Annotated in this window: 22 protein-coding genes; 17 read left to right on the top strand and 5 right to left on the bottom strand. The window is 42.5% G+C overall.

The annotated features are described in order from the left end of the window. Positions 1–86: 86 nt before the first annotated feature. The 4 genes from clpX (at position 87) to B2739_RS15905 (ending at position 6522) form a co-directional block, all read left to right on the top strand. A complete protein-coding gene (gene clpX / locus B2739_RS15920; protein WP_331346837.1) occupies positions 87–1385 on the top strand; it encodes an ATP-dependent Clp protease ATP-binding subunit ClpX in 1299 nt (432 codons plus the stop codon). A 163-nt stretch (positions 1386–1548) separates the two neighbouring features. Continuing rightward, the gene (gene lon / locus B2739_RS15915; RefSeq protein ID WP_331346836.1) at positions 1549–3969 is read left to right on the top strand and encodes an endopeptidase La; all 2421 of its coding nucleotides are present in this window, start codon (positions 1549–1551) and stop codon (positions 3967–3969) included. A gap of 207 nt (positions 3970–4176) precedes the next feature. Then, a complete protein-coding gene (locus tag B2739_RS15910) occupies positions 4177–4449 on the top strand; it encodes an HU family DNA-binding protein (RefSeq protein WP_039914522.1) in 273 nt (90 codons plus the stop codon). A gap of 201 nt (positions 4450–4650) precedes the next feature. Continuing rightward, on the top strand, positions 4651–6522 hold the full coding sequence (locus tag B2739_RS15905; RefSeq protein WP_331346835.1) for a SurA N-terminal domain-containing protein: 1872 nt from the start codon (positions 4651–4653) through the stop codon (positions 6520–6522). A 91-nt stretch (positions 6523–6613) separates the two neighbouring features. Here B2739_RS15905 and B2739_RS15900 read toward each other — a convergent pair whose 3' ends face one another. Further along, a complete protein-coding gene (locus B2739_RS15900) occupies positions 6614–7579 on the bottom strand; it encodes a diguanylate cyclase (protein ID WP_331346834.1) in 966 nt (321 codons plus the stop codon). 14 nt (positions 7580–7593) lie between these two features. Beyond that, positions 7594–8211: a hypothetical protein gene (locus B2739_RS15895; protein ID WP_053094156.1), complete on the bottom strand. Its 618-nt coding sequence runs from the start codon at positions 8209–8211 to the stop codon at positions 7594–7596. Positions 8212–8491: 280 nt separating this feature from the next. Between B2739_RS15895 and B2739_RS15890 the strand changes: the two genes are divergently transcribed. Genes B2739_RS15890 through B2739_RS15875 form a run of 4 tightly spaced genes read left to right on the top strand, consistent with a single transcriptional unit; the run spans position 8492 to position 13575 of the window. Beyond that, entirely contained in the window at positions 8492–10126 is a 1635-nt protein-coding gene (locus B2739_RS15890; protein WP_331346833.1) for a peptide ABC transporter substrate-binding protein, read from the top strand. 3 nt (positions 10127–10129) lie between these two features. After that, entirely contained in the window at positions 10130–11065 is a 936-nt protein-coding gene (locus tag B2739_RS15885) for an ABC transporter permease (protein WP_331346832.1), read from the top strand. A 3-nt stretch (positions 11066–11068) separates the two neighbouring features. Continuing rightward, positions 11069–11959, top strand: a complete 891-nt coding sequence (locus B2739_RS15880; RefSeq protein ID WP_331346831.1) for an ABC transporter permease — start codon at positions 11069–11071, stop codon at positions 11957–11959. Between the two features lie 2 nt (positions 11960–11961). Further along, on the top strand, positions 11962–13575 hold the full coding sequence (locus B2739_RS15875; protein WP_331346830.1) for an ABC transporter ATP-binding protein: 1614 nt from the start codon (positions 11962–11964) through the stop codon (positions 13573–13575). 99 nt (positions 13576–13674) lie between these two features. Here the strand turns inward: B2739_RS15875 and glgA are convergent, their stop codons facing one another. Then, the gene (glgA, locus tag B2739_RS15870) at positions 13675–15117 is read right to left on the bottom strand and encodes a glycogen synthase GlgA (protein WP_331346829.1); all 1443 of its coding nucleotides are present in this window, start codon (positions 15115–15117) and stop codon (positions 13675–13677) included. Positions 15118–15153: 36 nt separating this feature from the next. Then, the gene (gene glgB, locus B2739_RS15865) at positions 15154–17361 is read right to left on the bottom strand and encodes a 1,4-alpha-glucan branching protein GlgB (protein WP_331346828.1); all 2208 of its coding nucleotides are present in this window, start codon (positions 17359–17361) and stop codon (positions 15154–15156) included. 379 nt (positions 17362–17740) lie between these two features. Here glgB and glgC point away from each other — a divergent pair, with 379 nt between their 5' ends. The 4 genes from glgC (at position 17741) to B2739_RS15845 (ending at position 22738) form a co-directional block, all read left to right on the top strand. After that, on the top strand, positions 17741–19006 hold the full coding sequence (gene glgC, locus B2739_RS15860) for a glucose-1-phosphate adenylyltransferase (protein WP_331346827.1): 1266 nt from the start codon (positions 17741–17743) through the stop codon (positions 19004–19006). Continuing rightward, entirely contained in the window at positions 18999–20726 is a 1728-nt protein-coding gene (locus B2739_RS15855) for a glycoside hydrolase family 57 protein (protein ID WP_331346826.1), read from the top strand. The genes glgC and B2739_RS15855 overlap by 8 nt, the downstream gene beginning before the upstream one ends. A 74-nt stretch (positions 20727–20800) precedes the next feature. Then, complete coding sequence (gene malQ / locus B2739_RS15850) at positions 20801–22315, top strand: 4-alpha-glucanotransferase (RefSeq protein ID WP_331346825.1); 1515 nt, start codon at positions 20801–20803, stop codon at positions 22313–22315. Positions 22316–22372: 57 nt separating this feature from the next. Next, positions 22373–22738, top strand: a complete 366-nt coding sequence (locus tag B2739_RS15845; RefSeq protein ID WP_331346824.1) for a hypothetical protein — start codon at positions 22373–22375, stop codon at positions 22736–22738. Positions 22739–23283: 545 nt separating this feature from the next. Here B2739_RS15845 and B2739_RS15840 read toward each other — a convergent pair. Next, positions 23284–23466 (bottom strand): hypothetical protein, encoded by a 183-nt coding sequence (locus B2739_RS15840; RefSeq protein ID WP_331346823.1) that lies wholly within the window; start codon positions 23464–23466, stop codon positions 23284–23286. A 136-nt stretch (positions 23467–23602) separates the two neighbouring features. Between B2739_RS15840 and B2739_RS15835 the strand changes: the two genes are divergently transcribed. Genes B2739_RS15835 through B2739_RS15815 form a run of 5 tightly spaced genes read left to right on the top strand, consistent with a single transcriptional unit; the run spans position 23603 to position 25900 of the window. Beyond that, entirely contained in the window at positions 23603–24007 is a 405-nt protein-coding gene (locus B2739_RS15835) for a hypothetical protein (protein ID WP_331346822.1), read from the top strand. Beyond that, entirely contained in the window at positions 23995–25050 is a 1056-nt protein-coding gene (locus B2739_RS15830) for a phage/plasmid replication protein, II/X family (protein ID WP_331346821.1), read from the top strand. The genes B2739_RS15835 and B2739_RS15830 overlap by 13 nt, the downstream gene beginning before the upstream one ends. A gap of 2 nt (positions 25051–25052) precedes the next feature. Beyond that, a complete protein-coding gene (locus B2739_RS15825) occupies positions 25053–25433 on the top strand; it encodes a hypothetical protein (RefSeq protein WP_331346820.1) in 381 nt (126 codons plus the stop codon). Between the two features lie 2 nt (positions 25434–25435). Then, positions 25436–25651 carry a hypothetical protein gene (locus tag B2739_RS15820; protein WP_331346819.1) on the top strand — a complete coding sequence of 72 codons (216 nt, stop codon included), beginning with the start codon at positions 25436–25438 and terminating at the stop codon, positions 25649–25651. A 24-nt stretch (positions 25652–25675) separates the two neighbouring features. Next, on the top strand, positions 25676–25900 hold the full coding sequence (locus B2739_RS15815; RefSeq protein WP_331346818.1) for a hypothetical protein: 225 nt from the start codon (positions 25676–25678) through the stop codon (positions 25898–25900). Positions 25901–25954: the final 54 nt, after the last annotated feature.

The following is a 25954-nucleotide window of genomic DNA, read 5'->3' as shown; positions in this document are numbered from 1 at the left end:
CACTTAGGCGACAAAAGTTCGTCATCACACTTGAAATTTCAATATTTAAACTGACAATTGCTACATATAAAGATGGAGTGGGTTCAATGACCGATCACACAGGTGACACAGGCGATAAAAGCGGAAAGTTACTATATTGTTCTTTCTGTGGTAAAAGCCAACATGAAGTTCGCAAACTAATTGCGGGACCGTCGGTTTTCATATGTGATGAATGTGTTGATCTCTGTAATGATATCATTCGAGAGGAAATTCAGGAAAGTTCGTCGGAGGGAAGCTCTGAAAAACTACCTAAGCCTCATGAAATATCTGCAATTCTTGACCAATATGTTATTGGCCAGAAACGTGCAAAAAAAGTCCTTGCCGTTGCGGTTTACAATCACTACAAGCGCTTACGTTTTGGCGAAAAAAGTACTAAAGACAAAGAGCTTGTTGAGTTAGGTAAAAGCAATATCCTATTGGTTGGGCCAACAGGTAGCGGTAAAACTCTGCTGGCAGAAACGCTGGCTCGCTTGTTGGATGTTCCTTTCACTATCGCCGATGCTACAACACTCACAGAAGCCGGCTACGTTGGCGAGGACGTTGAAAACATCATTCAGAAACTACTGCAAAAATGTGATTACGATGTAGAAAAGGCACAACAGGGTATTGTTTACATAGATGAAATCGACAAAATTTCACGCAAATCAGACAATCCATCTATTACTCGTGATGTATCTGGAGAAGGTGTTCAGCAAGCACTGTTAAAATTGATCGAAGGTACTGTTGCATCTGTACCACCCCAAGGGGGGCGCAAGCATCCTCAGCAAGAGTTTTTGCAGGTTGATACAGCTAATATTTTATTTATTTGTGGCGGTGCATTTGCAGGATTAGATAAAGTTATTCGTGATCGCTCCGAAAAGGGAGGCATCGGGTTTGGTGCAGAAGTTAAAAGTAAGGATGATAAGCGTAATTTTGGTCAAACTTTACAAGACTTAGAGCCAGAAGATCTTGTTAGGTACGGTCTTATTCCTGAATTTGTTGGTCGCCTTCCTGTTATTGCCACATTAGATGAGCTTGATAAAGCTGCATTAATTCAAATCTTGACTGAACCCCGGAATGCATTAACCAAACAATACGCACGTTTGTTTGAAATGGAAGGGGTTCAGATCGATTTTCGCAGTGATGCACTGGATGCAGTTGCTGAGCGAGCACTTGAACGTAAAACAGGTGCCCGAGGTTTACGATCTATAATGGAGTCTGTTTTACTGGATACTATGTACAAGATTCCTTCAGAAGAGCACGTTGCGAAAGTGGTCGTAGATGAAGCTGTTATAAAAGGTGAGTCTGAACCCTTACTTGTATATGAAAATATGGATAAACAAGTAAAAAGCGCAGCAGAAGATTAAAATTTATCAGAGTTAAGTCATCAGTAATTCGAAAACAAAAAGAGCGCAAAAATGCGCTCTTTTTGTTTTTTAATCTGTCACCGCTTGTAATTCGGCATTTTAACCCCCAATCTTATTTCATTGTAAGACAGTATCCTGTCTTTCCGTAATTAGAGAGGAACCAATGGTCGCTGAAACCCTTCCAAATCTTCACATCACTGAAATCCCATTACTTCCATTGCGAGATGTAGTTGTCTACCCGCATATGGTTACCCCATTATTTGTCGGTCGAGGCAAGTCAATTGAGGCTTTGGAAAGGGCAATGGCAAGTGACAAGCAAGTATTGTTAGTGGCACAAAAAAATCCACAACAAGACGAGCCTGTAGCGCAAGATCTCTACGAGATAGGGACCATTGCAACCATCCTTCAGCTCCTTAAATTACCTGATGGAACTGTAAAAGTGCTAATTGAAGGGCGGGAAAGAGCGCATATTGAATCTATTGAAGAAGCGGATTCTTTTTTCAGGGCAAATGTCGAGGTAATTGTTAGCTCTCCTGTTGCCAATGCAGAGGCTCGTGCTTTAGTTGCATCTGCTATAGGCCAATTTGAGCAATATGTAAATCTTAGTAAAAAAGTTCCAGTAGAGGTCATTACTTCATTGTCTGGAATTGATGAGCCTGGCCGATTGGCAGATACGATTGCTGCTCATATGTCATTAGATCTTCCCAAAAAGCAATCCATTCTTGAAATGGCAGACATCCACGCACGAATTGAGCATCTACTTGACTTGATGGATGCAGAGGTCGATCTGTTCCATGTTGAAAAAAAAATTCGTGGTCGCGTTAAAAAGCAAATGGAGAAAAGTCAGCGCGAATATTATTTAAACGAGCAAATTAAGGCTATTCAAAAGGAGCTTGGTGAACTAGGGGAGGAGGTTAGCGAAGCGGACGAACTTGAAAAAAAAATCGTTGCCGCAGCAATGCCCAAAGAAGCTGAAGAGAAGGCTCGTACAGAGCTTAATAAATTGAAAATGATGTCGCCTATGTCAGCAGAAGCTTCTGTGCTGCGTGCTTATATCGATTGGATGATAAGGGTGCCTTGGAGCAAAAGAAGCAAAGTTCGTCACGATCTTAATCGTGCAGAAGAGGTTTTGAATAAAGACCACTTTGGTCTCGATGAAGTAAAAGAACGTATCCTTGAATACTTGGCAGTTCAGCAGCGAGTAAAAAAAGTAAAGGGGCCAATTCTTTGTCTCGTCGGTCCACCTGGTGTTGGTAAAACATCTTTGGGTGAATCTATCGCGCGCGCAACAAATCGTGAATTTGTTCGTATGGCGTTAGGAGGGGTACGGGATGAAGCCGAAATTCGTGGCCATAGAAGAACTTATATTGGATCATTACCAGGGAAGTTAATCCAGAAAATGGCAAAGGTGGGTGTGCGTAATCCGCTATTTTTGCTGGATGAAATTGACAAGATGGGTATGGACAATCGAGGGGACCCAGCTTCGGCTTTATTGGAAGTTTTGGATCCAGAGCAAAATAGCCACTTCAGTGATCATTATCTTGAAGTTGATTACGATTTATCTGACGTTATGTTTGTATGTACCTCAAACTCAATGAATATACCGGGCCCATTGTTGGATCGCATGGAAATTATTCGTATTCCCGGGTATACGGAAGATGAAAAACTCAATATTGCACAACGTTATTTGTTGCCGAAACAAATTAAGGCAAACGGCTTAAAGGAAAGTGAAATCAATATTAGCGAGGCTGCTATTCGTGACATCATTCGTTATTACACCCGAGAAGCCGGTGTTCGTGGGCTTGAGCGTGAAATAGCTAAGATCTGTCGTAAGGTGGTTACGCATCATGTAAAAGGTCATAAAAATAGCGTAGATCTGGTAGATGCTTCCTCATTAGAGAGCTTATTGGGTGTCCATAAATTTGATTTTGGTAAGGCAGAAAGTAAGGATCAAATAGGGCAAGTGACTGGCTTAGCTTGGACACAAGTAGGCGGTGAATTGCTTACAATTGAGGCAACGGCTGTTACAGGCAAGGGGCGGATTATTAAAACGGGCTCATTGGGTGATGTTATGCAAGAGTCTATCCAAGCAGCTTTGACTGTCGTACGGTCTCGCAGCCAGGCTTTGGGGATAGCTCCAGATCATCATGAAAAGGTAGATATACATATTCATGTCCCCGAAGGTGCAACACCTAAAGATGGTCCGAGCGCAGGTATTGCCATGTGTACTGCACTGGTGTCTGTACAAACCAATATCCCTGTAAGGGCAGACGTTGCCATGACAGGAGAGATAACTCTTCGGGGGGAGGTTTTGCGTATCGGTGGGCTTAAAGAAAAACTTTTGGCTGCGCATAGAGGTGGAATAAAGACAGTGATTATTCCTGCTGATAATGAGCGTGACCTAAAAGAAATTCCCGACAATATAAAGGAAGATTTACACATAAAACCAGTAAAATGGATTGATGAGGTGTTGGCAATTGCTCTGCAATCTAGTCCTAAGCCTCTAAGCGACGAGGAGTATCGTGCATTGGAGAAAGCAGCTCAGAAAGCCACGGATAGCGACAGTAGATTAAGTACTCACTGAGGGAAAGGTAGCTGATTCGAAATTGCACGCCACTGTTTATTTTATGAACCGGAACAAAGGGTTTTGTGTAAAGCTTTAAGCTTTCCTTGACCCTCTCCTGCTGTGTTGGTATAAATCGCAATTCATTTGATGCACAGATAATCTAGATTAATAACAAAATTGATCTGTACTGTGTTTTTAGAAACAAATAATCAAAAGGGGTTAAGTGTGAATAAAACTGAGCTGATTGAAGCCATTGCCGCATCTGCGGATATTCCTAAAGCTGCTGCGGGACGAGCCTTGGATGCGGTAGTTGAAAGTATCACTGGTGCCCTGAAAAACGGAGATTCTGTGGTTTTGGTGGGATTCGGTACTTTTGCAGTCAAAGAACGTGCTGCACGTACTGGTCGTAACCCTCAAACTGGTGCAGAAATTAAAATTGCAGCTGCTAAAGTTCCCGGCTTCAAGCCAGGCAAAGCGTTGAAAGATGCAGTAAATTAATAAGTGTCTGCTGATATATTTTGACACTTGTAGGTATACGAAGCGCATCATATTCAGGTGCGCTTTTTTTTTAAGTTTTGCTCTTTCTATGTTTTAGATTTTTGTACTTAATAGAATAGTTAGCTTGTTTAAAATCAAATAATTAAGTCTTTTGTTGTTTATGCCGTCTATTAGGCATATCTATCCCGCTAGGAGTTCAAAATGTTACAACACCTCAGAGACAATTCCAGAGGCGTGATTTCGTTTATTTTGATAGGCTTTTTGGTAATCATTTTTGCCCTTACGGGTGTTGAAGCGTTATTCAATTGGGATACTTCTGCTAACCAAGCCGCTAAAGTCAATGGTGAAGTTGTTACGGAGATGGATGTTGCTCGTGCAATCAGCATGCAAAAACAGCAAATGCTCAATACTTATGGCGATCAAATTCCCGCCGAATTTCTTAGTGATGAATATCTACGTAAACCAGTAATAGAAAATTTGGTTCAACGAATGGTGTTGTCACAAGCTGCTGAAAGTGCAGGGCTGACAATGGGGGCCTCATATTTAAGTGAACAAATTGCGAATGCGCCTCAGTTTAAAAATGAGTCTGGGGTGTTTGATAATGTCCGTTACCAACAAGTTTTACGTAATATGGGATATACACATAGTACGTATTCAAAAATTTTAACTGATGAATTGATGATTAATCAGCTCCAAGCAGGGATAGGTGCAACAGCTTTTATCACATCAGAGCAGCTTGATGACATATTCGCTCTTAGCTTTCAGACTCGTGATTTATCTTATCTTTTGCTTTCTGCATCAAAAGAGCGTGAATCATTAACTGTGGATCAAACTGAAATCCAAGCATATTACGAAGCAAATCAACAGGCATTTACAAGTGAAGATCAAGTGGCTGTTGATTATATTAATCTCAGCGTTGCTGATTTGATGAAAAGTGTTGTAGTTACAGATGAACAGTTGCGTAAACAATACGAACAAAACTTATCTAATTTTGTTGCTGCAACTGAAAGGCAAGCTGCGCATATTCTTGTTGAAGGTGAAAATCCAGAAAAGCTAAAAGCTATTACCGAAAAGCTTGCTGCAGGTGAGGACTTTGCAGCTATTGCAAAAGAACTTTCCGATGACTTGGGCAGCAAAGAGCAGGGCGGAGATTTAGGCTTTACAAAAGGCGATGCGTTTCCTGAAGAGTTTGAAGCTGCTTTGGCGAAACTGAAAGTAGGAGAGATCTCTCCAGCAGTAAAAACGGATGCTGGAATCCACATTATTAAACTGTTGGCTGAAAAAGGTTCCGAGCCTCCAAGTTATGAGGAACAAAAAGCTAGTATTGAAGAACAATTAAAACGTGCTGAAGCTGAAAATATATTCGTAGCTCAATTAGAGAGACTTCGCGATTTATCATATAACGCTGAAAACTTAAATGAAGTGTCTCAAGAGTTAGGGTTAAAGGTTGAGAATTCTGGTCTATTTGAGCGCAACAAAGGAAAAGGATTGTTTGCAAACACCGATATTATTGAAGCTGCGTTTTCGAGTGAGGTGCTGCAAGAAGGTAATAGTAGTGATGTTATAGAGCTTGATGCCAGCAATGTAATCGTGCTGAAGAAAACTGATTACAAGCCAAGCCAAGTGAAACCATTATCCGAAGTGGAAGCGCAGATTGTTAATTTATTGAAAGAACAAAAAGCAAAAGTTGCTCTGGATAAACAAGCAATTGAACTTATTGCGTTGTTAAAGTCAGGAATGAGTCTGTTGGATGTGAGTAAAAAAGCTGGTGTTGAGCTCAAACAAGTGAAAGCAGCTGCACGAAACACTGCGGAAGACAATGCGGAAATAGTGAGCCATGCTTTTTCGATGGCCAAGCCCGTAAATAATAGTCCCTCTTTTGATACACTGACTACTTCGACTGGAGATGTGGCGGTGGTTGTTTTGGAAACAGTTGTTGCTGGAACACAAGAAAAAGTTACTCCTGAACAGAAGACTGCAATAGTATCTCAACTTGCCGCCATCTATGGAAAAAATGATTTTTCTAGTTATCAAAAGTTTTTAAAAGATTCAGCGGATATATCCCAGAAGTAAATCTTTATCAAAAAGGCTCCAATGGAGCCTTTTTGATTTCTTCTATATTTATTTGGTGAGAAAAGTATTTTTAGGTTGTATGCGTAGGCAATTAAGGCGCTATGGTGTATTTGTTTCGCCCTCCTTCTTTTGATTTGTATAATGCTTGGTCTGCTTTTTCAATCCAGTTTCGGTGATCGTGCAGATTTTCTGTTAATTCAGCTACACCCAAGCTAATCGTAAACTTTATTTCATGACCTTCCGCGAAAATAGTTAATTTTTCAATTGCAATACGTAACCGCTCTGCAAAAACACAAGCTCCATCACCATTAGTATTGGTGAGTACAATACCAAACTCCTCACCACCGTAACGGCCTGCAATATCTAAATCACGAACTTGCTCTTTAATGACACGACTTACACCTCGAATCGCTTCATCTCCCACTGTGTGGCCATATTTGTCATTAATTTTTTTAAAATGATCTATATCCAGCATGATTAAACTAGATGGTTGTTCATAGCGATCATAACGCTTGAATTCCTGGATAAGTCTAAGCTCCCAATAACCGCGATTGTATAAGCCAGTTAAGTGATCTGTTCGACTTAGATTCTGCAGCTGTTTGTTAGCTTGCTGTTGTGCAATTTTATTTACGGCGGTATCCGTCACATCATAAATAATCAAGCAGATATGCCCAACTTCCCCTTTAGTATCAAGAAGGGGAATAATCGTACTATTTTGATACATATATTCTGCTGTACCAGTAATAGGGCGATAATGAGGAAAGCGAAACAAATAAGGACGTTGTTCCCAAGTTGTGAAAGCGGTGTTTTGGAGAACGAACACTGCTTTTGATTTATGCCTAAACCATTGTTCAGATAATTCGGGAAAAACTGAGAAAAGGCTTTTATTGAGAACTTCTTCAGGTGCTTTTCCGCTATGGTTTTGCATAAAGCTGTTCCAGACTTCTATTTGGTAGTCAGGACTCATGACGACTAAACCGACATCAATATTTTGCAGGATGTCCATTTGCCAGTGAACATCTTTAAATAATTTGCTGAGCTCTTCGCTAATTGCCATTGCTATTATTCAGCCTAATCGAGTAGGTAATTCAACTTTTCAGTTAATCCAAAAATAGAGTGTTCTGCAATAACCAGTAAAAGGTCGCAATTAATCTTATGGTTCTCAATAGAGTAGTTAATCTCTACCACTAAAGCCTGTTTCCATTTCATGTTATTGTTTTGTAGCAGATCAGTAATATTGCAGTGTTGCCCTAGAAGCATTGGGGGACCAAAACTGAAATGAGTATCCAGTTGTTCTGCCAAGCCTCGTAAACAAGCACCATTCAGAACATTTGCAGTATCCATTAATAATTCATATTGCGCTTGCTCATCTGGGGCTCGATCATATTTAAGAAGTTTGGCTAGGTCCTCGAAATCAGTCTCGTGGAAGATAAGCATTGCCTCACCAGCAATGCCGCCACCTATAAACCCCTGACATACTCCATGGACTATGTCGTTTTTACTTTCGCGATTCAATGATTGTAAGGCCATTGCGATATCAGTGGGATTCAATACGCTGACATGGGGGATGGACAACACCACAAAGACATCCAGCAATCGAGCCAGATGCGATCCCGCCTGCCCCATAGCGACATTGGTTATTTCCTGAAGGCAATCGCGTTGGTCTTCGGTGAGCAGGTAATCTCGCATAGTTCAGATCTTGTTATAAACATTCCACAGAAATATTTAATTGAAGCTTAGCAGCAATCTGTAGTTTTGTCGGGAAACATCGCGTGATGTTAAATAGTTATAGCTAAAAGCTGTGAGGGAAGTCAGGTGAGTCTGAATTTTATGCACATAAGTTATTGTAAATAAAGGATTTTGTATGGCTAGGTTTGAAAATTAAAGTGTACTAACATGGAGTGGTTTTGGGGTAATCCCATGTATGATTCTATCAATAAGGTTGTATTAGTGCGGGGCAGAGAGCGGAATGACTATCGTAACAATAGTAAGAGGCTTGTTTTTGGCAATGGTTGTATCCGGGCTAGCTGCCTGTGAGCGAAAGACGTTGGTAGATATTGGCACTGAACAACAAATACTCTATTTCGGAAATGCGACTGATGTAACAGGTGTTGACCCACACGGTACTAACGGCATGCCGGAACAACGAATCATGATGTCGTTATTTGAGGGGCTGGTTGCTAAAGATCCTAAAACATTGGAGATTGTGCCTGCTGTTGCGGATCGCTGGGTGGTGTCCGCTGACAATATGACCTACGTATTTCATATCAGAGAAAACGCAAAATGGTCTAATGGAGATCCATTAACAGCACACGATTTCGTTAATGCTTGGCTGAGGGGATTAATGCCTGCACTTGGCAATGAAACCGTGACCTCATTATTTGTGTTTAAAAATGCTGAAAAATATTATCGCAGAGAAATTACGGATCTTTCTCTCGTTGGTTTTAAAGCCTTGGACGATCATCATCTGAAAATAGAATTAGAAAATCCGACTCCGTATTTTTTACAGCTTCTGGATTATCTTGCGTTATTTCCTGTGCACACCGCCACCATAAAACAATTTGGTGATCTGGATGATCCTGCAAATCCGTGGACGAAGCCAGGTAATTTTGTCGGCAATGGAGCGTTTACGTTAAAAGATTGGGTTCCAGGCAGATCATTGGTTGTCGAAAAAAACCCATATTATTGGGATAAGGATAATGTCCGGCTTAATGAAATTCATTTCATGCCTATAGAACAATTGTTAGTCGAGGAGCGCATGTTCAAAGCCGGGCATTTACATCGAACTGAATGGATGCCTTACGCAAAAATGCCGGTCTATCGAGCAAATAAAGATCCCGAATACAATCACTATGCTTATTTTGCAACGTATTTTTATGTTTTTAATGTCACCAAACCACCGTTTGATGATGTGCGTGTTCGCAGGGCCTTGGCTTATGCAGTTGACCGGGAAATGCTAGTAGAAAGTGTTACGAACGGCGTACAAAATGCCACAGGGGCATTAACTCCACCTAATACTTTGGGGTACACATCCAGAAGTCAGATTGGCTTTAATGCAGAAAAGGCGCGTCAATTACTTGCAGAAGCAGGCTATCCCAATGGCAAGAATTTTCCCGCTGTAGAATTAACTTATAATAATTCAGAAGATCATCGAAAAATTGCTGAAGCAGTTCAGCAAATGTGGAAAAAAACGTTAAATATCAATGTGAGGCTTAAGAATCAGGAGTGGAAGGTATTTTTATACGAAATTAAAAATTTAAATCACAATATCGCTCGAACTGCGTGGGTGGGTGATTACATAGATCCGAATACATTCCTTGAAATATTCACCAGCACAAGTGGCGACAATAAAAGCGGCTGGAAAAACAACCAGTATGATAGCTTGATTAAACAAGCAGCCACGATTGTAAACAAAGAAGAACGTTACGAGGTTTTTCAGAAAGCAGAAGCTTTATTATTGGATGAGGCTCCTTTCATTCCACTCTATAACTATACGACTAACAATCTCATTTCGACCCAGTTAAAAGGGTATCACCAAAATATTTTGGATTATTACTCTTATAAAAATCTGTATCTTGAAGCCAATAAAGCCAAGGCAAAATAACCTATGTTCATGTTTATAGTTAAACGTGTTTTACAAGCTATTCCTGTTTTATTGGTGGTAGCTACCGTCACTTTTTTTATGGTGCGGGCTGCACCGGGTGGCCCTTTTGATAAAGACAGGTCTATACCTCCGGAGGTAATGACCCAATTGAATAAGCGGTACCATCTCGATGACCCTCTTTGGAAGCAATATATTGATTATATGAGTAATCTACTTCAAGGAGATTTTGGTCCATCATTTAAGTATGCAAGCCATTCTGTTACCGAATTAATTGCTGCAGGCTTGCCTCCTACACTGGAGCTTTCTGCCTATGCAATTTTATTTGCTCTTGTCATAGGTCTACCTATAGGTATTGTCGCAGCATTAAAACAAAATACAGTTCTGGATTATCTGCCCATGTCTACTGCAATGATTGGTATTTGTATGCCAACGTTTGTCTTGGGGCCGATTCTGTTATTGATATTTGGAATTGGGCTGCAATGGCTCCCGGTAGCGGGATGGGGTCAGGTTCCAGGCGATAAAATCCTTCCTTCAATTACACTCGGATCTGTTTATGCTGCCTACATTGCGCGCATTAGCCGCGGGGGAATGTTGGAGGTACTTTCGCAAGATTACATACGCACTGCACGGGCAAAAGGCTTATCCACAGCGCGCATCGTTTTGATTCATGCATTACGGGGTGGTATTACACCTGTTATTTCTTTTCTTGGCCCTGCTATTGCGGGGTTGCTTGCGGGTTCATTTGTGGTTGAATCTATTTTTCAGGTTCCGGGGTTGGGGCGATTTTATGTTATGGCAGCATTTAACCGCGATTACACCATGATTCTTGGCTGCACTATTTTTTTTGCTTTTTTAATCATCGTATTCAATTTGCTCGCAGATATTTTGCAGGTTTGGTTAAACCCAAAATTGCGGCAAGAACTGGAAGCAAGAGGATAGGTTATGGCATCAGCGATGGAAACACGAACTTTGGATGATTTTGAAAAAGGACGATCGTTGAGTGAGGACGCAATTGCCCGCTTACGTAAAAACAAAATGGCAATGATAAGTCTTTATTTTCTACTGGGACTAATTGTTATTGCGATACTGACTCCCTGGATTGCACCTTATAGTTATGAAGAACAAAATTTGGCTTTGGGTGCATCGGCACCCTCCATGCAGCATTGGTTGGGCACAGATATTTTAGGGCGTGACCAACTCACCCGCATTATGTACGGTAGCCAAATTTCCTTGGCTGTTGGCTTTATTGCTACAGCTGTTGCATTAACTATAGGTGTATTGTGGGGAGCTATTGCTGGTTTTGTAGGGGGGAGGGTAGATGCATTGATGATGAGAACCGTTGATGCGCTTTATGCTTTACCCTTTACGATATTTATTATTTTATTAACCGTTGTGTTTGGCAGTAGTTTACTGCTTTTATTTTTAGCAATAGGCGCAGTTGAGTGGCTAACGATGGCGCGAATTGTTCGCGGGCAAGTATTGATGATTAAAAAACAAGAGTTTGTGGAGGCAGCTGTTTCTATGGGCTTGTCGCCATGGAGAATCATATCGCGTCACTTGATTCCCAATGTACTTGGGCCTGTTATTGTTTATACAACGCTCACGATTCCCAGTGTGATTTTGCTTGAATCTTTTCTCAGCTTTTTAGGTCTTGGTGTTCAACCTCCTGCAAGCTCTTGGGGATCTCTTATATCCACAGGCGTTGAAACCATGGAAGAATATCCTTGGCTACTGCTCTTTCCTGGGCTGGTACTGACAGTTACATTATTTTCACTCAATTTTTTGGGTGATGGTTTACGTGATGCGCTAGACCCCAAAGCGTCAAAGGATTAAGTATGCCGACACAACCATTACTGTCTGTAAAAAATTTGCGCGTTGTTTTTAATACACGCAATGGCCAAACACAAGCTGTGGAAAATTTAAGTTTCACGCTGAATGCCGGAGAGGTTTTAGGGATAGTAGGAGAGTCTGGTTCAGGTAAATCTGTTGCCTGCTATTCACTCCTTGGATTAATACCAACTCCACCTGGAAAAATAGAGTCAGGGCAGGCGATATTTCACGAAAAAGATTTACTATCGATGCCAGAAAAGGATTTGAGAAATATTCGTGGCAATAAAATTGCGATGATTTTCCAGGACCCTATGACAAGCCTGAATCCTTACATGCGCATCTCCGATCAATTGATTGAGGTCTTACTACAGCATAAGTTATCCAATAAAAAAATAGCGCGTGAACGCGCTATCGCTTCTTTAATTGAGGTAGGAATACGTGACGCGGAAACACGTATTGATCAATATCCTCATGAGTTTTCAGGTGGTATGCGACAGCGCGTAATGATAGCAATGGCACTACTGGCAGAACCTGAAATACTGATTGCAGATGAACCAACTACTGCTTTGGATGTTACGGTACAAGCACAAATTCTTGATCTTATAAAACATTTGCAAAAAACACGTAAGCTTGCCGTTATTTTTATTACTCATGATTTAGGCGTTGCTGCACAAATGGCAGACCATGTACTGGTAATGGAAAAGGGGCGGCTGATAGAACAAGGAAAATCTACTGATATTTTTTATAATCCTACCCAGGTATACACGCAAAAATTACTCAAAGCAGTACTGACTACAGCCAAACCTGTTGCCAGTGCAGCACTTCCCGATGCGGAACCTTTGGTTGAAGTTAAAAATCTAAAAGTTGGATTTGCCTCTTATTCAGGTAATTTTTGGAACAGAATAAAGCACTTTTCCAGAGGGGTAGAAGGGGTAAGCCTCAATATACGTCGCGGTGAAATTTTGGGTTTGGTTGGAGAGTCCGGATCAGGTAAATCAACGCTTGGTAGAAGCATAATACGTTTGGTTGATGCACAAGAAGGCGAGATTATTTTTAATGGTATGAATTTACTCGGGTTAACCGAAACTCATATGAAGAATATTCGCCGTGATGTGCAAATGATCTTTCAGGATCCTTATGCCTCCCTGAATCCCCGCATGACAGTTTTTGATACATTAGCTGAGCCCTTATTAGTTCATGGCGTTGCTACGAAAGATACTGTACTGGATAAAATAAAGGAACTCATGGACGATGTTGGCTTGGATCGCCGTTTTATACAGAAGTACCCTCATGAGTTTTCCGGGGGGCAGCGTCAACGTATTGCTATTGCTCGTGCAATTGCATTAAAACCAAAATTAATTATTGCAGATGAGCCTGTATCCGCATTGGATGTCACTATTCGGGCACAAATACTTGCATTATTGCTGGAGTTAACTCAAAAGCATAATTTAACAATGCTGTTTATATCGCACGATATGTCGGTCGTACGCTATTTATGTGACCGCGTTGTAGTCATGCAACATGGAAAATTTGTAGAGGAGGGCGATACAGAGCAGCTATTTTCTGCTCCACAGCAGGAATATACCCGCCAATTATTGGCGGCAATACCAAAATTTTAGTTTATCGAGCGTAAGACGTTTTTAATAAACATATGCTGACATTTTTGAAATTAAAAATGCCCGGATTTCCTTTTAAGGTTGTCCATGGCATTTTTAGTTTTATGTTATTTGTGTGTAAATTTCACCGTAAGATTTAGCGCTAGCTTCCCACGAAAAATCCCTGCTCATTGCATTAAGTTGCATTTTTTTCCACGCATCGGGTTGCTCATAAGCCTTTATGGCGCGCTCTATTGCAGCGAGTAATTCTTTGCCTTCAGGCTTATGAAATACAAAGCCATTTTCCTCTCCGCTCATGACATCGGCTTGCTGCTCAATCACTGTGTCGCGCAAACCGCCTACAGCATGCACAATGGGTAAGGTTCCATAACGCAGGCTGTACATTTGATTTAGCCCGCAAGGTTCAAAAATGGAGGGCATTAAAAATATGTCGCACCCAGCTTCAATTTGATGTGCTAATCCTTCGTCATAACCAATGTATACAGCGACTTTATGGGGATTTTGTACAGCGATATTCTTTAGAGTTTGCTCATAATGAGTGAATCCGCTGCCTAACACTACCAGTTGGTAGTTTGATGTCAGCAAGTGACTCATTTGTGAAAGAATGAGATCCACCCCTTTTTGGTCTACCAAACGGCCAACAAAACCAAGAAGAGGAATGCTCTGGTCAACAGTCAAGCCCATGCTCGCTTGTAATGCCATTTTGTTTTTTGTTTTATTGCTCAGGGTTCGACGATTATAAGTCGCAGTAAGATGAGGATCGGTACCAGGATTCCATTCATCGCAATCAATTCCATTTAATATTCCTGCGAGTACCTTATTGCGATAACGAAGCAGACCATCAAGCCCATAGCCAAATTCTGGCTTTTGTATTTCTTTTGCATAGCTGGGGCTTACTGTTGTTACGAAATCAGCGAACACAAGCCCACCTTTGATAAAAGACATCTGTCCATAAAATTCCAGGCACTCGTGGTGCCAAAATGAATTGGGGAGATTTAATTCAACAAATGCCTGATAAGAGAATAATCCACGGTATGCAAGATTGTGAATAGTAAAAACAGTGGCAGGGCGTTGTTGGTGTAAGGATAGCAATGCCGGTATTAGGCCAGTTTGCCAGTCATTGCAGTGCACAATGTCGGGTTGCCAATCAAGATTAATCTGATTGAGCGCAATAAGCTCTGCCGTTTTGGAGAACAAATAAAAACGATTGTGGTTGTCATACCAATCGTTACCATTTGGTCCGCAATAAGGGTTGCCTGCTCGCTCTGAAAATTCAGGAATATCTACTAGCCAGACAGTTACCCTTGTTCCTGGTAAGCGTGTTTGTTTAAGACTAATTCGATTTCCTTCAAATTCAAATTGTGCAATGGTTTTGATGCTTTTTTCTGTGATCTTTTCCAATACGCTGGCATACGCAGGCAACAATATTTTTACATCGTATCCAAGTTTTAATAGCGCGCGAGGCAAACTTGCTGAGACATCGGCAAGCCCCCCGGTTTTTATCAGTGGATAAACTTCACTGGTTGCAAATAAAATTTTCTGCATAAGTGATCCTTGTTGTTACTAATCAAACATTGCAATTCAAACCAATTTCAAAATCAGCGCACCAAGGGGTGGAAGATTTATTTCCAAGGAGTGCGCATGATTCATCCAAGGCACAGCCTGTGAAAAAATCGGATTGCTATTGCCCCAATTGCTTCCGCCATAGAAGCTGGAATCAGAATTCAGAATTTCATGATATGAACCAGCAACAGGTACGCCAATGCGATAATGACTACGTGTCACCGGTGTGAAATTTAAAATAACAATCGTAAATTCATGATCACTTTTACGGATGTAACTCACAATCGATTGTGTACTGTCATGGCAGTCAATCCATTCAAATCCGTCACCACGGAAATTGCGCTGGTGAAGTGAAGGGATATTGGTGTAACAGTGGTTAAGGTCTTTTACCAATGTCTGCAAACCACGGTGTGGCTCATAGTCGAGCAAATGCCAATCCAGCGAACGGCTTTGTGCCCACTCACTCCATTGTGCAAACTCGCCTCCCATAAATAATAATTTTGTGCCTGGGTAGGTATAGAGATAGGTGTATAGCAAACGTAAATTTGCGAACTTCTGCCAATCATCACCTGGCATTTTATTAATCATGCTGCCTTTGCCGTGAACTACCTCGTCATGTGAAAAAGGCAGCATGAAGTTTTCAGTAAACGCGTACATCATGCCAAAGGTTAATTGGTTGTGATGATATTGACGATGGACAGGGTCTTTGCTGATGTATTCGAGCGTGTCGTGCATCCAGCCCATATTCCATTTCATGGAAAACCCTAATCCTCCTACCCATGTTGGGCGGGTAACTTGCGGCCAAGCGGTGGATTCTTCTGCGATGACAAGCGCACCTGGATGCATGCCATGGCACACTTCATTTAATTTCTGAAGGAATGTCATGGCTTCCAGATTTTCATTGCCGCCGTGAATATTGGGAATCCATTCATCTGGTTCCCGTGAATAATCCAGATGCAGCATGGAGGCAACGGCATCTACACGTAGACCATCAATGTGATATTCCTTCAGCCAAAAAAGGGCATTGGCCAACAAAAAGTTGCGAACCTCGTTACGGCCATAGTTATAAATCAAGGTACCCCAATCACGATGTTCACCCAAACGTGGATCTTCATGTTCATACAGCGCAGAGCCATCAAAACGGGCGAGGGCATGGGCGTCTTTAGGAAAATGTGCCGGCACCCAATCGAGAATGATGCCAATGTGATGCTGATGGAGATAATCAACAAAGTAGCGAAAATCGTCCGGTGTGCCAAATCGGCTTGTAGGGGCGTAATAACCGGTCGTTTGGTAACCCCATGAATCATCCAACGGATGTTCGCTGACCGGCATAATTTCAATATGGGTAAATCCGAGTGGTTTGATGTAATCCACCAGTTGGTGCGCAAGCTCACGGTAGTTCATGAACTCGCCAGACTGGCCACGACGCCATGATCCCAAATGCATTTCATAGATAGAAACGGGGGATGATTGCCAATCCCAGTGGGCTCGTCTCTCCATCCAGTCGTTATCAAGCCACTGATAAGTTGATGGAGCCTGGATGATAGAACTTGTTTGCGGGCGCATTTCAAACGCTTGCCCATAAGGGTCTGCTTTCAGAAATACTGCTCCGGAAGCACGATTGCGGATCTCAAATTTATAGAGCGAGCCGGCTTTGAGCCCGGGAATAAAAATTTCCCAAAGACCACTGCCACCACGAACGCGCAGACAATGCTGGCGGCCGTCCCAGTCATTGAAATCGCCCACAACACTGATCCGTTCCGCGTTGGGAGCCCATGTTGCGAATAGGACCCCTTCAATCCCATCTACAACACGCGGGTGAGCTCCCAGGTGCTGGTAGATGTCCCAATGTTGGCCCTCTGCGAAGAGGTGCATGTCTATGTCGCCCAATTGTGGTGCAAAACAGTAGGGGTCAAATTCGGTGTGCATCTGATTGTGACGATCAAACCATTGCACTTGGTAGTGTGTAGGTAGAATCTTTGCCAAACCCTGCCATTCAAAGAAATCGGTTCCCTCAATACGTTTTAATGCATGTAATTGCTGATTGATGACAAGAGCAGCTGTTCTTGCGCCAGGTAGAAAAACACGAATTCTCGTGTCGGCTGCAGCAGTCGCGGCAGTTTCCAATGGATGACGACCAAGGACTTCAAACGGATCATGGTGTGTGGCAGTCACTATGCGCAGCATCTCGTGGGATAAAACGGTGTCCTGTTTGGCATTCAACATTCAATCGATTCCTTAGTGGATTATTTGGCACGAAATTTCGCAATTTTCAGGCAGGCCCATTTTTGGGCTACATAAAAACGTCATGTCGCTGGGTTCTACTAGCTTAGCCATTATCACCTCATTTTGTTGCACCATTTTTTAACAAAAAAAGAATCCTTTTGAAGATATTTGCAGATTCGGTGCCAAACTTGTGACTACACTTAGTTTTGCATTTAAAGCGGGCAACGAAATCGCTATTAAGTGCACCATAAATTATTTGTAGTTGGTAAGGATTTGAGCGAGATCAATTTATTGGCACTGATATTGCTCCAATCTTGTCATAACACTGACACAAATTTCTTTGTTGTTTTCACACAATAGCCATAAGGAATACGTTGTAATGAGTACACCTACCTCAGGTCGTTTTGTTAGTCGTCTTACTCGTGAAACTCTTGCTGTTATTCTTGCCGGTGGACGAGGTTCCCGGTTACATCAGTTGACGGATTGGCGGGCAAAGCCAGCGGTACATTTTGGTGGAAAGTTTCGCATTATCGATTTCCCTCTTTCAAACTGTGTTAATTCAGGCATTCGTCGTATTAGTGTTCTAACGCAATATAAATCCCACTCACTTGATCGCCATGTTCAGCGCGGTTGGGGATTCTTGGGTGGAGAATTGGGCGAATTTGTTGAGCTGTTACCCGCACAACAACGTTTGAGTGAATCCTGGTATATCGGCACGGCCGATGCTGTCTTACAAAATATCGATATTATCCGTCGCCATAACCCAGAATACGTGCTCATTCTTGCGGGTGATCATGTTTATAAAATGGATTACGGCACAATGATTGCTGCACACGTAGAGCGCGGCGCAGATATCACTGTTGGATGTATTGAGGTTCCTCTGGAAATCGCCCATGCATTTGGCGTGATGGATATGGACCAGGATTATCGTATCGTAAAATTCACAGAAAAACCGGCCAATCCTGAACCTATACCTGGCAAACCGGATAAAGCGCTGGCATCCATGGGGATTTATGTTTTCAGTACCAAAGTATTATTCCGCGAATTATTAAAAGATCGTGACAATCCGAATTCATCACATGATTTTGGTAAAGATATTATTCCTTCCATGATCAAAACGCATCGCGTTACTGCATTTCCGTTTCGCGACCCGGTTTCTGGTGGCGATGCATACTGGCGCGATGTGGGAACTGTTGATTCACTTTGGGAAGCCAATCTCGAACTGACTGGCATTACACCGGAGTTGGATTTGTATGATGCGGCATGGCCAATCTGGACATATCAGGAGCAAGTTGCGCCAGCAAAATTTGTCTTTAACGATGAAGGCCGCCGCGGTTATGCGGTGGATTCATTAATTGCTGGCGGCTGTATTATTTCTGGTTCTGCGGTCAAGCACTCTCTTTTATTCCCACGCGTGCGCGTACATTCTTATTGCGAAATTGAAGATTCTGTTTTATTTCCCGGTGTAGAAGTAGGGCGCCGCTGCAAAATTCGCAAAGCCCTGATTGATCGCCGCTGTAAAATTCCCGAAGGCACTATTATTGGGTACGATTTGGAAGCAGATAAAAAGCGCTTCCATGTTTCGCCCAAAGGTGTCGTTTTGGTCACTCCCGATATGTTAGGACAGGATGAAGTTAATGGTTAGTAATGGTAAAACCAAGGTCGTCTTTCTCTGGCACATGCACCAACCGGATTATCGCGATATTGTGACAGGAGAGTACTATTTTCCTTGGACATATCTTCATGCTATTAAAGATTATGTGGACATGGCTGCGCACATTGAAACGCAGCCCGCTGCAAAAGCTGTTGTGAATTTTGTCCCCATATTATTGGAACAGTTAGATGATTATGCGCAGCAAATCGCTGCGCATTTAGCGGGCAAAGGTAAAGTTAAGGATGCTGTCTTGTCATCCTTAACTGACGCGGCATTGCCCGCGCCAGGAACTATGGCATTTGTTGATTTGGCTAATAAATACTTACGTGCAAATCGCCAGCGAATGATTGAGCGTTTTCCTGCTTATCTTGAGCTAGCGAATATTGTTGATCTATTCAAAGAAAAAGCATTCGTCAGTCGCTATCTTAATGAGCAATTTCTGATTGATCTGGGTATGTGGTATCACTTGAGTTGGATTGCAGAAATTCCACGCCGCAATGATGTTCGCATACAGGCGCTGCAAAACAAAGAGCGTAATTTTAGTATGGATGATCGTCGCGAGTTAATGGCGATTATTGGTGAGCTTGTTGCGTCCATCGGCCCGCGTTACCGAAAACTGGCAGATGCCGGGAAAATCGAACTATGCATGAGCCCTTATGCACACCCGATTATTCCATTACTCATTGATTTAAATAGCGCTAAAGAAGCTATGCCGGATATCACTTTGCCGAATGCCAGTTTTTACCCCGATGGCCGCAATCGTGCTAAATGGCACTTACATGAAGGCATCAAAACATTTGAGCAATATTTTGGTAAGCGCCCACGCGGTTGTTGGGCATCGGAAGGCTCGCTAAGTGATGAGACACTTAAGTTATTAAAAGAAGCTAAATTCGATTGGGCAGCAACAGGGGATTCTGTGCTGCACAATAGTTTGCGCGCACCCGAGAATCAGGAAGTTGCACAGAATATTAAAAATACTAATCAATCTTTGCATAGTGTTTATGAATTTTCACAAGTGAAATTGAATACCTTTTTCCGTGATGATGGTTTATCTGATCTTATTGGTTTCAAATACGCGACATGGCATTCCGATGATGCGGTAGATGATTTACTTAATCATATGGTGAACATTGCCACTGCCAGTGGCGACGCCAAAAATACAGTCATTTCCGTTATTATGGATGGCGAAAATGCATGGGAATACTTTCCTGAAAATGCATTCCATTTTCTGCATACCCTTTACAGCCGCTTAACTGATCATCCACAGCTTGAGTTGACAACTTATAGTGAGTTTCTTGATCAACATCATCCCAAGACGATTGCCATGCCTCATTTGGTTGCAGGCAGCTGGGTTTACGGAACATTCTCCACTTGGATTGGTGACAAAGATAAAAACCGCGGCTGGGATATGCTGTGCGATGCAAAACAAAAAGTGGACCAGGCATTGTGTAAGCGCAGTTTCACTGCGTCACAATTGGAACAAATTGAAAAACAATTAGCACTATGTGAAGGTTCTGATTGGTTTTGGTGGTTTGGCGATTATAACCCCGCGCAAAGTGTCAGTGATTTTGAATATTTATTTCGTCGGCACCTCATCAATTTGTATTCCTTGATTGAACAACCAGCACCTGATTATTTACATCAAATCATCAGCGTAGGTGAAGGTGATCCGGCAACAGGCGGGGTCATGCGCCAAGGCCATTCTAATTAGCCTGCAATCGATTCATATTCTATTGCTGTGAATTTACGTTGTGATTGGTCATATTTAAAAAGGGAAGAGCGCGGATGGCAGTCAAATCACCATTATTTCAGCAGCGACGGGCAGGGGTCTTGTTGCATCCGACATCGCTACCTTGTTCTGAATCTTATTTGAGGGGAAATGATCAAAAAGCATTCGGCACTTTGGGAAAAGACGCCTATCATTTTATTGATCTGATTGCTGAAGCGGGTTTGAGCATTTGGCAAATGCTCCCAACAGGCCCAACACAAGCGGATATGTCACCGTATCAATCAATTTCTGCCCATGCGGGCAATCCTGAACTTATTAGTCTGGATTGGTTGTTGGAAAGAGGGTGGATAACAACGGCGGATGTGCAACAGGCTGGTGAGCATGGTTTAACTCATGCTCGACAACAGGGCGCTTTTTCTTTTTATCAATTTTTAAAAACGGAAGAAGGGTTATCAACTCGTCACGCGTTTGAGAATTTTTGTTCACAACAACAATATTGGTTAGACGATTTCGCACTGTTTTGTGTATTACGCCATGAATTCAATGGCGCGTCATGGGTAGTCTGGCCAGAGCTGATCCGCCAGCGAACTACAGATGCATTAACGAAAGCACGTACAGATCTTCAAGAAAAAATCGATGTCATTTTATTTGAACAATTTTGTTTTTTTAGTCAGTGGGATGCGCTGAAAAATTACGCCAACCAAAAGGGGATTTATCTATTCGGAGATATTCCTATTTTTGTAGGGCACGATAGCGCTGATGTGTGGGCACAACCCCATTATTTTCAATTAGATGAGCAGGGGAATCCACTCACTGTTGCAGGTGTACCACCGGATTATTTTTCTGAGACTGGCCAGCACTGGGGAAATCCGCATTATGACTGGGCCGCAATCGAAGCCGATGGTTTCCAGTGGTGGCTAGCAAGACTACATACACAGTTACATTTGTTTGATTTGATCCGGATTGATCACTTCAGGGGATTTGAAGCGTATTGGGAAATTCCCGGTAATACTCATGATGCGCGTACCGGTAAATGGGTAAAAGCACCCGGTGAAGCCTTTTTAAAAGCTTGCTTCAACGCTTACCCGGCGTTGCCGCTGGTGGCTGAAAATCTTGGTGTGATTACCGATGAAGTTGAAAGGCTGCGAAACCAGTTTCAACTGCCAGGAATGTTGGTGCTTCAATTTGCATTTGATGGCAATACCAACAATCCCCATTTACCGCACAACCACACAACGAGTGATGTTATTTATTCAGGAACTCATGATAACGACACAACTCTGGGTTGGTATGCGACCCTGGCAGAAAAAGATCGCGAGCAATTGCAAACATATTGTTTTAATTCACCAGACACTATGCCTTGGCTGTTGATTGAGCTGGCATTGTCGTCGGTGGGGCGCATGGCAATTATTCCCATGCAAGACTTTCTGGAGCTGGACGGAGGGCACAGGATGAATATGCCCGGTACAACGGATAAAAATTGGGTGTGGACGTTTTCGTGGGATCAGGTTGAACCCACCTTCGCTGAACGTATTCGGCAGCTGTTAAGAACCTATCATCGCTTGTGCTAGCTGCGCTGTAAGCCATGCAGATAGAACATTAATCACTCAACGATACAGGAATGACCTATGGAACATAGATGCAGCGCACGCTATGCAGCGGATATTAAAATCCTGATATATCGGTACGATGTTCCCGTCGCTATAGGCCGTATCAAAAACGGTACACGATATGGCCTTTTCATCGAGTCAGATTTAACTTCCGTAGAGCCGTTGCAACAGCTGGGAATCGAAATACTGGTTACCCGTGGTACTGCACAGAAACTGCAGCGTTACCGCTTTGATTCCATTGCTATACATACAACATCCCACGGATTTGGTGTTGAGCTTGATACACTCAGTGAAGAGGCAGGAAATCAACTAACGGAAATGCTGCGTGCATCACCAGTAACGCCACAGGAAAGTGAATTGTTTGATATGGTGGCGAATGCATGAGTCTGTATGGCTCGCAGCAATCAACACACAAATACCTTAAATTTCCGAAGAGTCAGGTGTTGGGGATAATACTTAATTGCGCATAATAGAAACTGGATTATGTTACCGAAGGCCGCGTAGCGGAATTTGCAGCGGCGATACTCGCGCAGCTCGCCGCAAAAATTTAACGATAATCCGCATTATGCGCGATTTAGTTTTTCACCTGAACATGACACACAAAAAAGCCCAGGCTATTGCCTAGGCTTTTTTTTCGCACGTACTCCCACACCTTTACCACTGATTAACCCAATAGCGATATTTCCGCCTCTACGGCCTCTCCAGAGCTAATGCGCACACGCACCGAGTTAGCCTGTCAAGGGAGCCTCCAGCGACCACAGAGAGGCGCTATCTCGGCCGAGGGGGTTTACCCCCTCTGGTTAGCGTTTGGCACCGTTCTACGTGATTTACGGGCTATCAGCGCCCTCCCGCATCGGGTTAAACAGGGCGCTAGCCCGTAACGGTGCCTAGTGACACCGTTACAAAGTCCACCACAGTGGAAAATCCCATTATTTAGCTTCTTTTTCCTTCATTGCTTTGTAGTCATCTTCCGTGATGTGTTCTAGTCCTTTCCTTAGTAAAACTTCAATCATTTCTGATTCTTTTACTGGCATTTGTGTCGCCACTACTGCTTTTACCAGCTCCTTTTCTACCTTCCTCCAAATGGCGTCTGGGATGTGTTTAACAGGCATTTTTAACCCCTATAGGTCTAATAAACTAATTTTATTGTAACCTTATAATCTTAAAATTCTTGACACTAATTTACTTATTAGCTAAGGTTTGCTTACTTTATTAATTATAAGTAACTAAGTTTTTGGGGATTTTGGCATGGAAATATGCTTTTCTAGGTATAACGAGCCATTTACAGAGCCTTCAACACCTGAGGTTCACTACATATCACTCGATGCCCAGCGCGATATGAAAGCTGGTTTTTTCGATGCTCACGTAAAAGAGTTTTATTGCCATCTGCCCGCACCCCGTTTGAGTAAAACTTTCCGCACTTTCCGTACAGATGATTTGTTGGAAGTGTTCGATCCCCTTAGTGGAGTTACGCGTTTTCATGACGTTAGTAATTCCACTTTTTTTTATTCCCCAGCTGCTCCTACTTCATCCGGTGATTTGGCTTTTGCCCATGAACTTCATAAAGCCAAAGTTTCTGTTGCTCTTACTGCTGCATCACGTTGCACGTGTGGTAATGCAAAACGTCCTTGGCGGTGCACATGCAACAAGTAGGGATGATTGACTGGTTAACGCTTTGGCTTGATGCCAGCTTATTGGATCGCGATTCAATGCAGCGCGTTTTAAAAGATGCTGACCGTGTGCAGCGTATCAATGGATTAACAGGCGAGGTGCGTTGGGAGTCTGCTGTGCGTGAACATATTAAATCCGATGATCACAACGTCACCGTTAATTTTGGTTCACGTTTGCAAATACAGGGTAGTCCTGCGCGTGTAACTAGTTCTCATAATGTTTTTGGTTCGTTGGATATTCAGCAGTGCGCTAAAGACATGATTGATTTCGTTGCAAAGCATCACTCTATTTTTATTCCAAAAAATTTAAAGCTCTGGTCATGTTCTCGTATCGACATTACACAAAATTTTGATATGGGTTCACTCGCTCAAGCACAACAGGCTATCGATTATCTAAAGCCTTTAAAGTGTGGAAGACAAAAAACCAGTACTTACGACACTTCTGTTATTTGGGGTAAAGGTTCCACTTTGCATAAGGGTAAAGCGTATTTAAAAGGCACACAGTTGCGTGAATTGGTTGCCAAAAATAATGCGCGTGTAAGTGAAGTTGAGTTATTAAAAGCAGATCGTTTGTTGCGTCTTGAATACACAATGGCACGGGGTTTAATTCATCGTCTACGCGAAAATGCCGGCATGAATTGGTATGACCTAACACCAGAAATTCTTTTAGCGCATCACTCGGATTATTTTTCAAAATTTATATCCACTGTTGAGGTGGTCGATATGTGCAACGTATTGGATAAGTTGTTGGCAAATGTTGGTAAAGGTGAAAACCAAATTCCAACTGAGGGTAGGGCTCGTGCCGCCTATCGTTGTTATACAGATATTCGTATGAATGGTTATCACATAGCTAAAGAGACTTATGGTCGTTCTGCTTGGTATACCCATGTAAAAAATTTAGGAACTATTGGTTTGGTCGCCGCGGATTTACAACCAATTAACGTGGTTCCGCTTCGTCGTCGCCAAATTGTTCTTGATCAACCGATCTCGTCATGGGATCAAATTAACTTAGCTATAGGGGCTTGAAAATGATGAACGCACGTTTTGAACAAAATGCAACTTTGATTGGTGTAGTCGCTAAAAAGGGGCAGGGTACTTTAGATAATGGTAATGCATGGCATACAGATCGCGTTGAATTACATTGCGTTGTTCCTTTCCCCGAAGGCGATGCAAATGCTATTGGCGATACTGTTGTTGTGTATCAGGTAGAAGGTCGCGATCAGCATATTCAAATGGCCAAGGATTGCTTAGGTCAACCAATTACTTTGCGCATGGAATTGCAGCCCGCTAAAAAATTGGGGCAAGCGCCCAAGATGGTTTGTTATGGTTTTTATCCAGCTAACAATGCTCAACCTGCAAAAATAAAACCTTCTTCTACTCCATTGCCTGAAAATGTGCAGGTGAAATAGTAATGTCCCAGTATTTGGTTTGCGAAGGCTCTGTTGATTTATCCACGTTGACTTGCTCAACCGGTTGGCAGGTCGCGCAAGCTGTCGATTTTTCGGATTTGGTTTCTTTACTGGAATTTGATCCGGAAATATGCGCATACATTATCGGCGTTTGTGTCCTGTTCTTTATCATCGGTCACGCCGCTGGTCATGTAGCGCGAATTTTAATGCGTGTTTAATTTTAATTTTTGGAGTTTTTTTCTATGAAAACTGTATTTGCTGTTCTTCGTTCTAAAGGTGTAAAAGTTGCTGCTGCTGGTTCCGCTTTGATGGTTGCTACCACTGCCGCGCATGCTGACATGGCCACTGAAATCGCTGCTGCTCAAACTGCCGGTGAAGGCAATGTGACTCTCGCTATCGCTGCCGTTATCGGCATCTGTGCGTTGGTGATGGGCTTGAATGTTGTTATTAGTTTGTTGAAGAAGTAATTAAAAATGCTTGTTACCGTTATATTGGCCTGCACAATGTTTCTAGCGTTTTTG

The sequence above is a fragment of the Cellvibrio sp. UBA7661 genome (assembly GCA_002483365.1).
In the GTDB taxonomy this organism is placed as follows: domain Bacteria; phylum Pseudomonadota; class Gammaproteobacteria; order Pseudomonadales; family Cellvibrionaceae; genus Cellvibrio.
Note: the sequence above shows the minus strand (reverse complement) of the source record. Positions and strands in the feature narration are given on the sequence as shown.

Excerpts from the sequence above, each read along its gene's own strand:
- clpX (WP_331346837.1), top strand. The coding sequence starts at position 87 with ATGACCGATCACACAGGTGACACAGGCGATAAAAGCGGAAAGTTACTA.
- lon (WP_331346836.1), top strand. The coding sequence starts at position 1,549 with ATGGTCGCTGAAACCCTTCCAAATCTTCACATCACTGAAATCCCATTA.
- B2739_RS15905 (WP_331346835.1), top strand. The coding sequence starts at position 4,651 with ATGTTACAACACCTCAGAGACAATTCCAGAGGCGTGATTTCGTTTATT.
- B2739_RS15900 (WP_331346834.1), bottom strand. The coding sequence starts at position 7,579 with ATGGCAATTAGCGAAGAGCTCAGCAAATTATTTAAAGATGTTCACTGG.
- B2739_RS15895 (WP_053094156.1), bottom strand. The coding sequence starts at position 8,211 with ATGCGAGATTACCTGCTCACCGAAGACCAACGCGATTGCCTTCAGGAA.
- B2739_RS15890 (WP_331346833.1), top strand. The coding sequence starts at position 8,492 with ATGACTATCGTAACAATAGTAAGAGGCTTGTTTTTGGCAATGGTTGTA.
- B2739_RS15885 (WP_331346832.1), top strand. The coding sequence starts at position 10,130 with ATGTTCATGTTTATAGTTAAACGTGTTTTACAAGCTATTCCTGTTTTA.
- B2739_RS15880 (WP_331346831.1), top strand. The coding sequence starts at position 11,069 with ATGGCATCAGCGATGGAAACACGAACTTTGGATGATTTTGAAAAAGGA.
- B2739_RS15875 (WP_331346830.1), top strand. The coding sequence starts at position 11,962 with ATGCCGACACAACCATTACTGTCTGTAAAAAATTTGCGCGTTGTTTTT.
- glgA (WP_331346829.1), bottom strand. The coding sequence starts at position 15,117 with ATGCAGAAAATTTTATTTGCAACCAGTGAAGTTTATCCACTGATAAAA.
- glgB (WP_331346828.1), bottom strand. The coding sequence starts at position 17,361 with ATGTTGAATGCCAAACAGGACACCGTTTTATCCCACGAGATGCTGCGC.
- glgC (WP_331346827.1), top strand. The coding sequence starts at position 17,741 with ATGAGTACACCTACCTCAGGTCGTTTTGTTAGTCGTCTTACTCGTGAA.
- B2739_RS15855 (WP_331346826.1), top strand. The coding sequence starts at position 18,999 with ATGGTTAGTAATGGTAAAACCAAGGTCGTCTTTCTCTGGCACATGCAC.
- malQ (WP_331346825.1), top strand. The coding sequence starts at position 20,801 with ATGGCAGTCAAATCACCATTATTTCAGCAGCGACGGGCAGGGGTCTTG.
- B2739_RS15845 (WP_331346824.1), top strand. The coding sequence starts at position 22,373 with ATGGAACATAGATGCAGCGCACGCTATGCAGCGGATATTAAAATCCTG.
- B2739_RS15840 (WP_331346823.1), bottom strand. The coding sequence starts at position 23,466 with ATGCCTGTTAAACACATCCCAGACGCCATTTGGAGGAAGGTAGAAAAG.
- B2739_RS15835 (WP_331346822.1), top strand. The coding sequence starts at position 23,603 with ATGGAAATATGCTTTTCTAGGTATAACGAGCCATTTACAGAGCCTTCA.
- B2739_RS15830 (WP_331346821.1), top strand. The coding sequence starts at position 23,995 with ATGCAACAAGTAGGGATGATTGACTGGTTAACGCTTTGGCTTGATGCC.
- B2739_RS15825 (WP_331346820.1), top strand. The coding sequence starts at position 25,053 with ATGATGAACGCACGTTTTGAACAAAATGCAACTTTGATTGGTGTAGTC.
- B2739_RS15820 (WP_331346819.1), top strand. The coding sequence starts at position 25,436 with ATGTCCCAGTATTTGGTTTGCGAAGGCTCTGTTGATTTATCCACGTTG.
- B2739_RS15815 (WP_331346818.1), top strand. The coding sequence starts at position 25,676 with ATGAAAACTGTATTTGCTGTTCTTCGTTCTAAAGGTGTAAAAGTTGCT.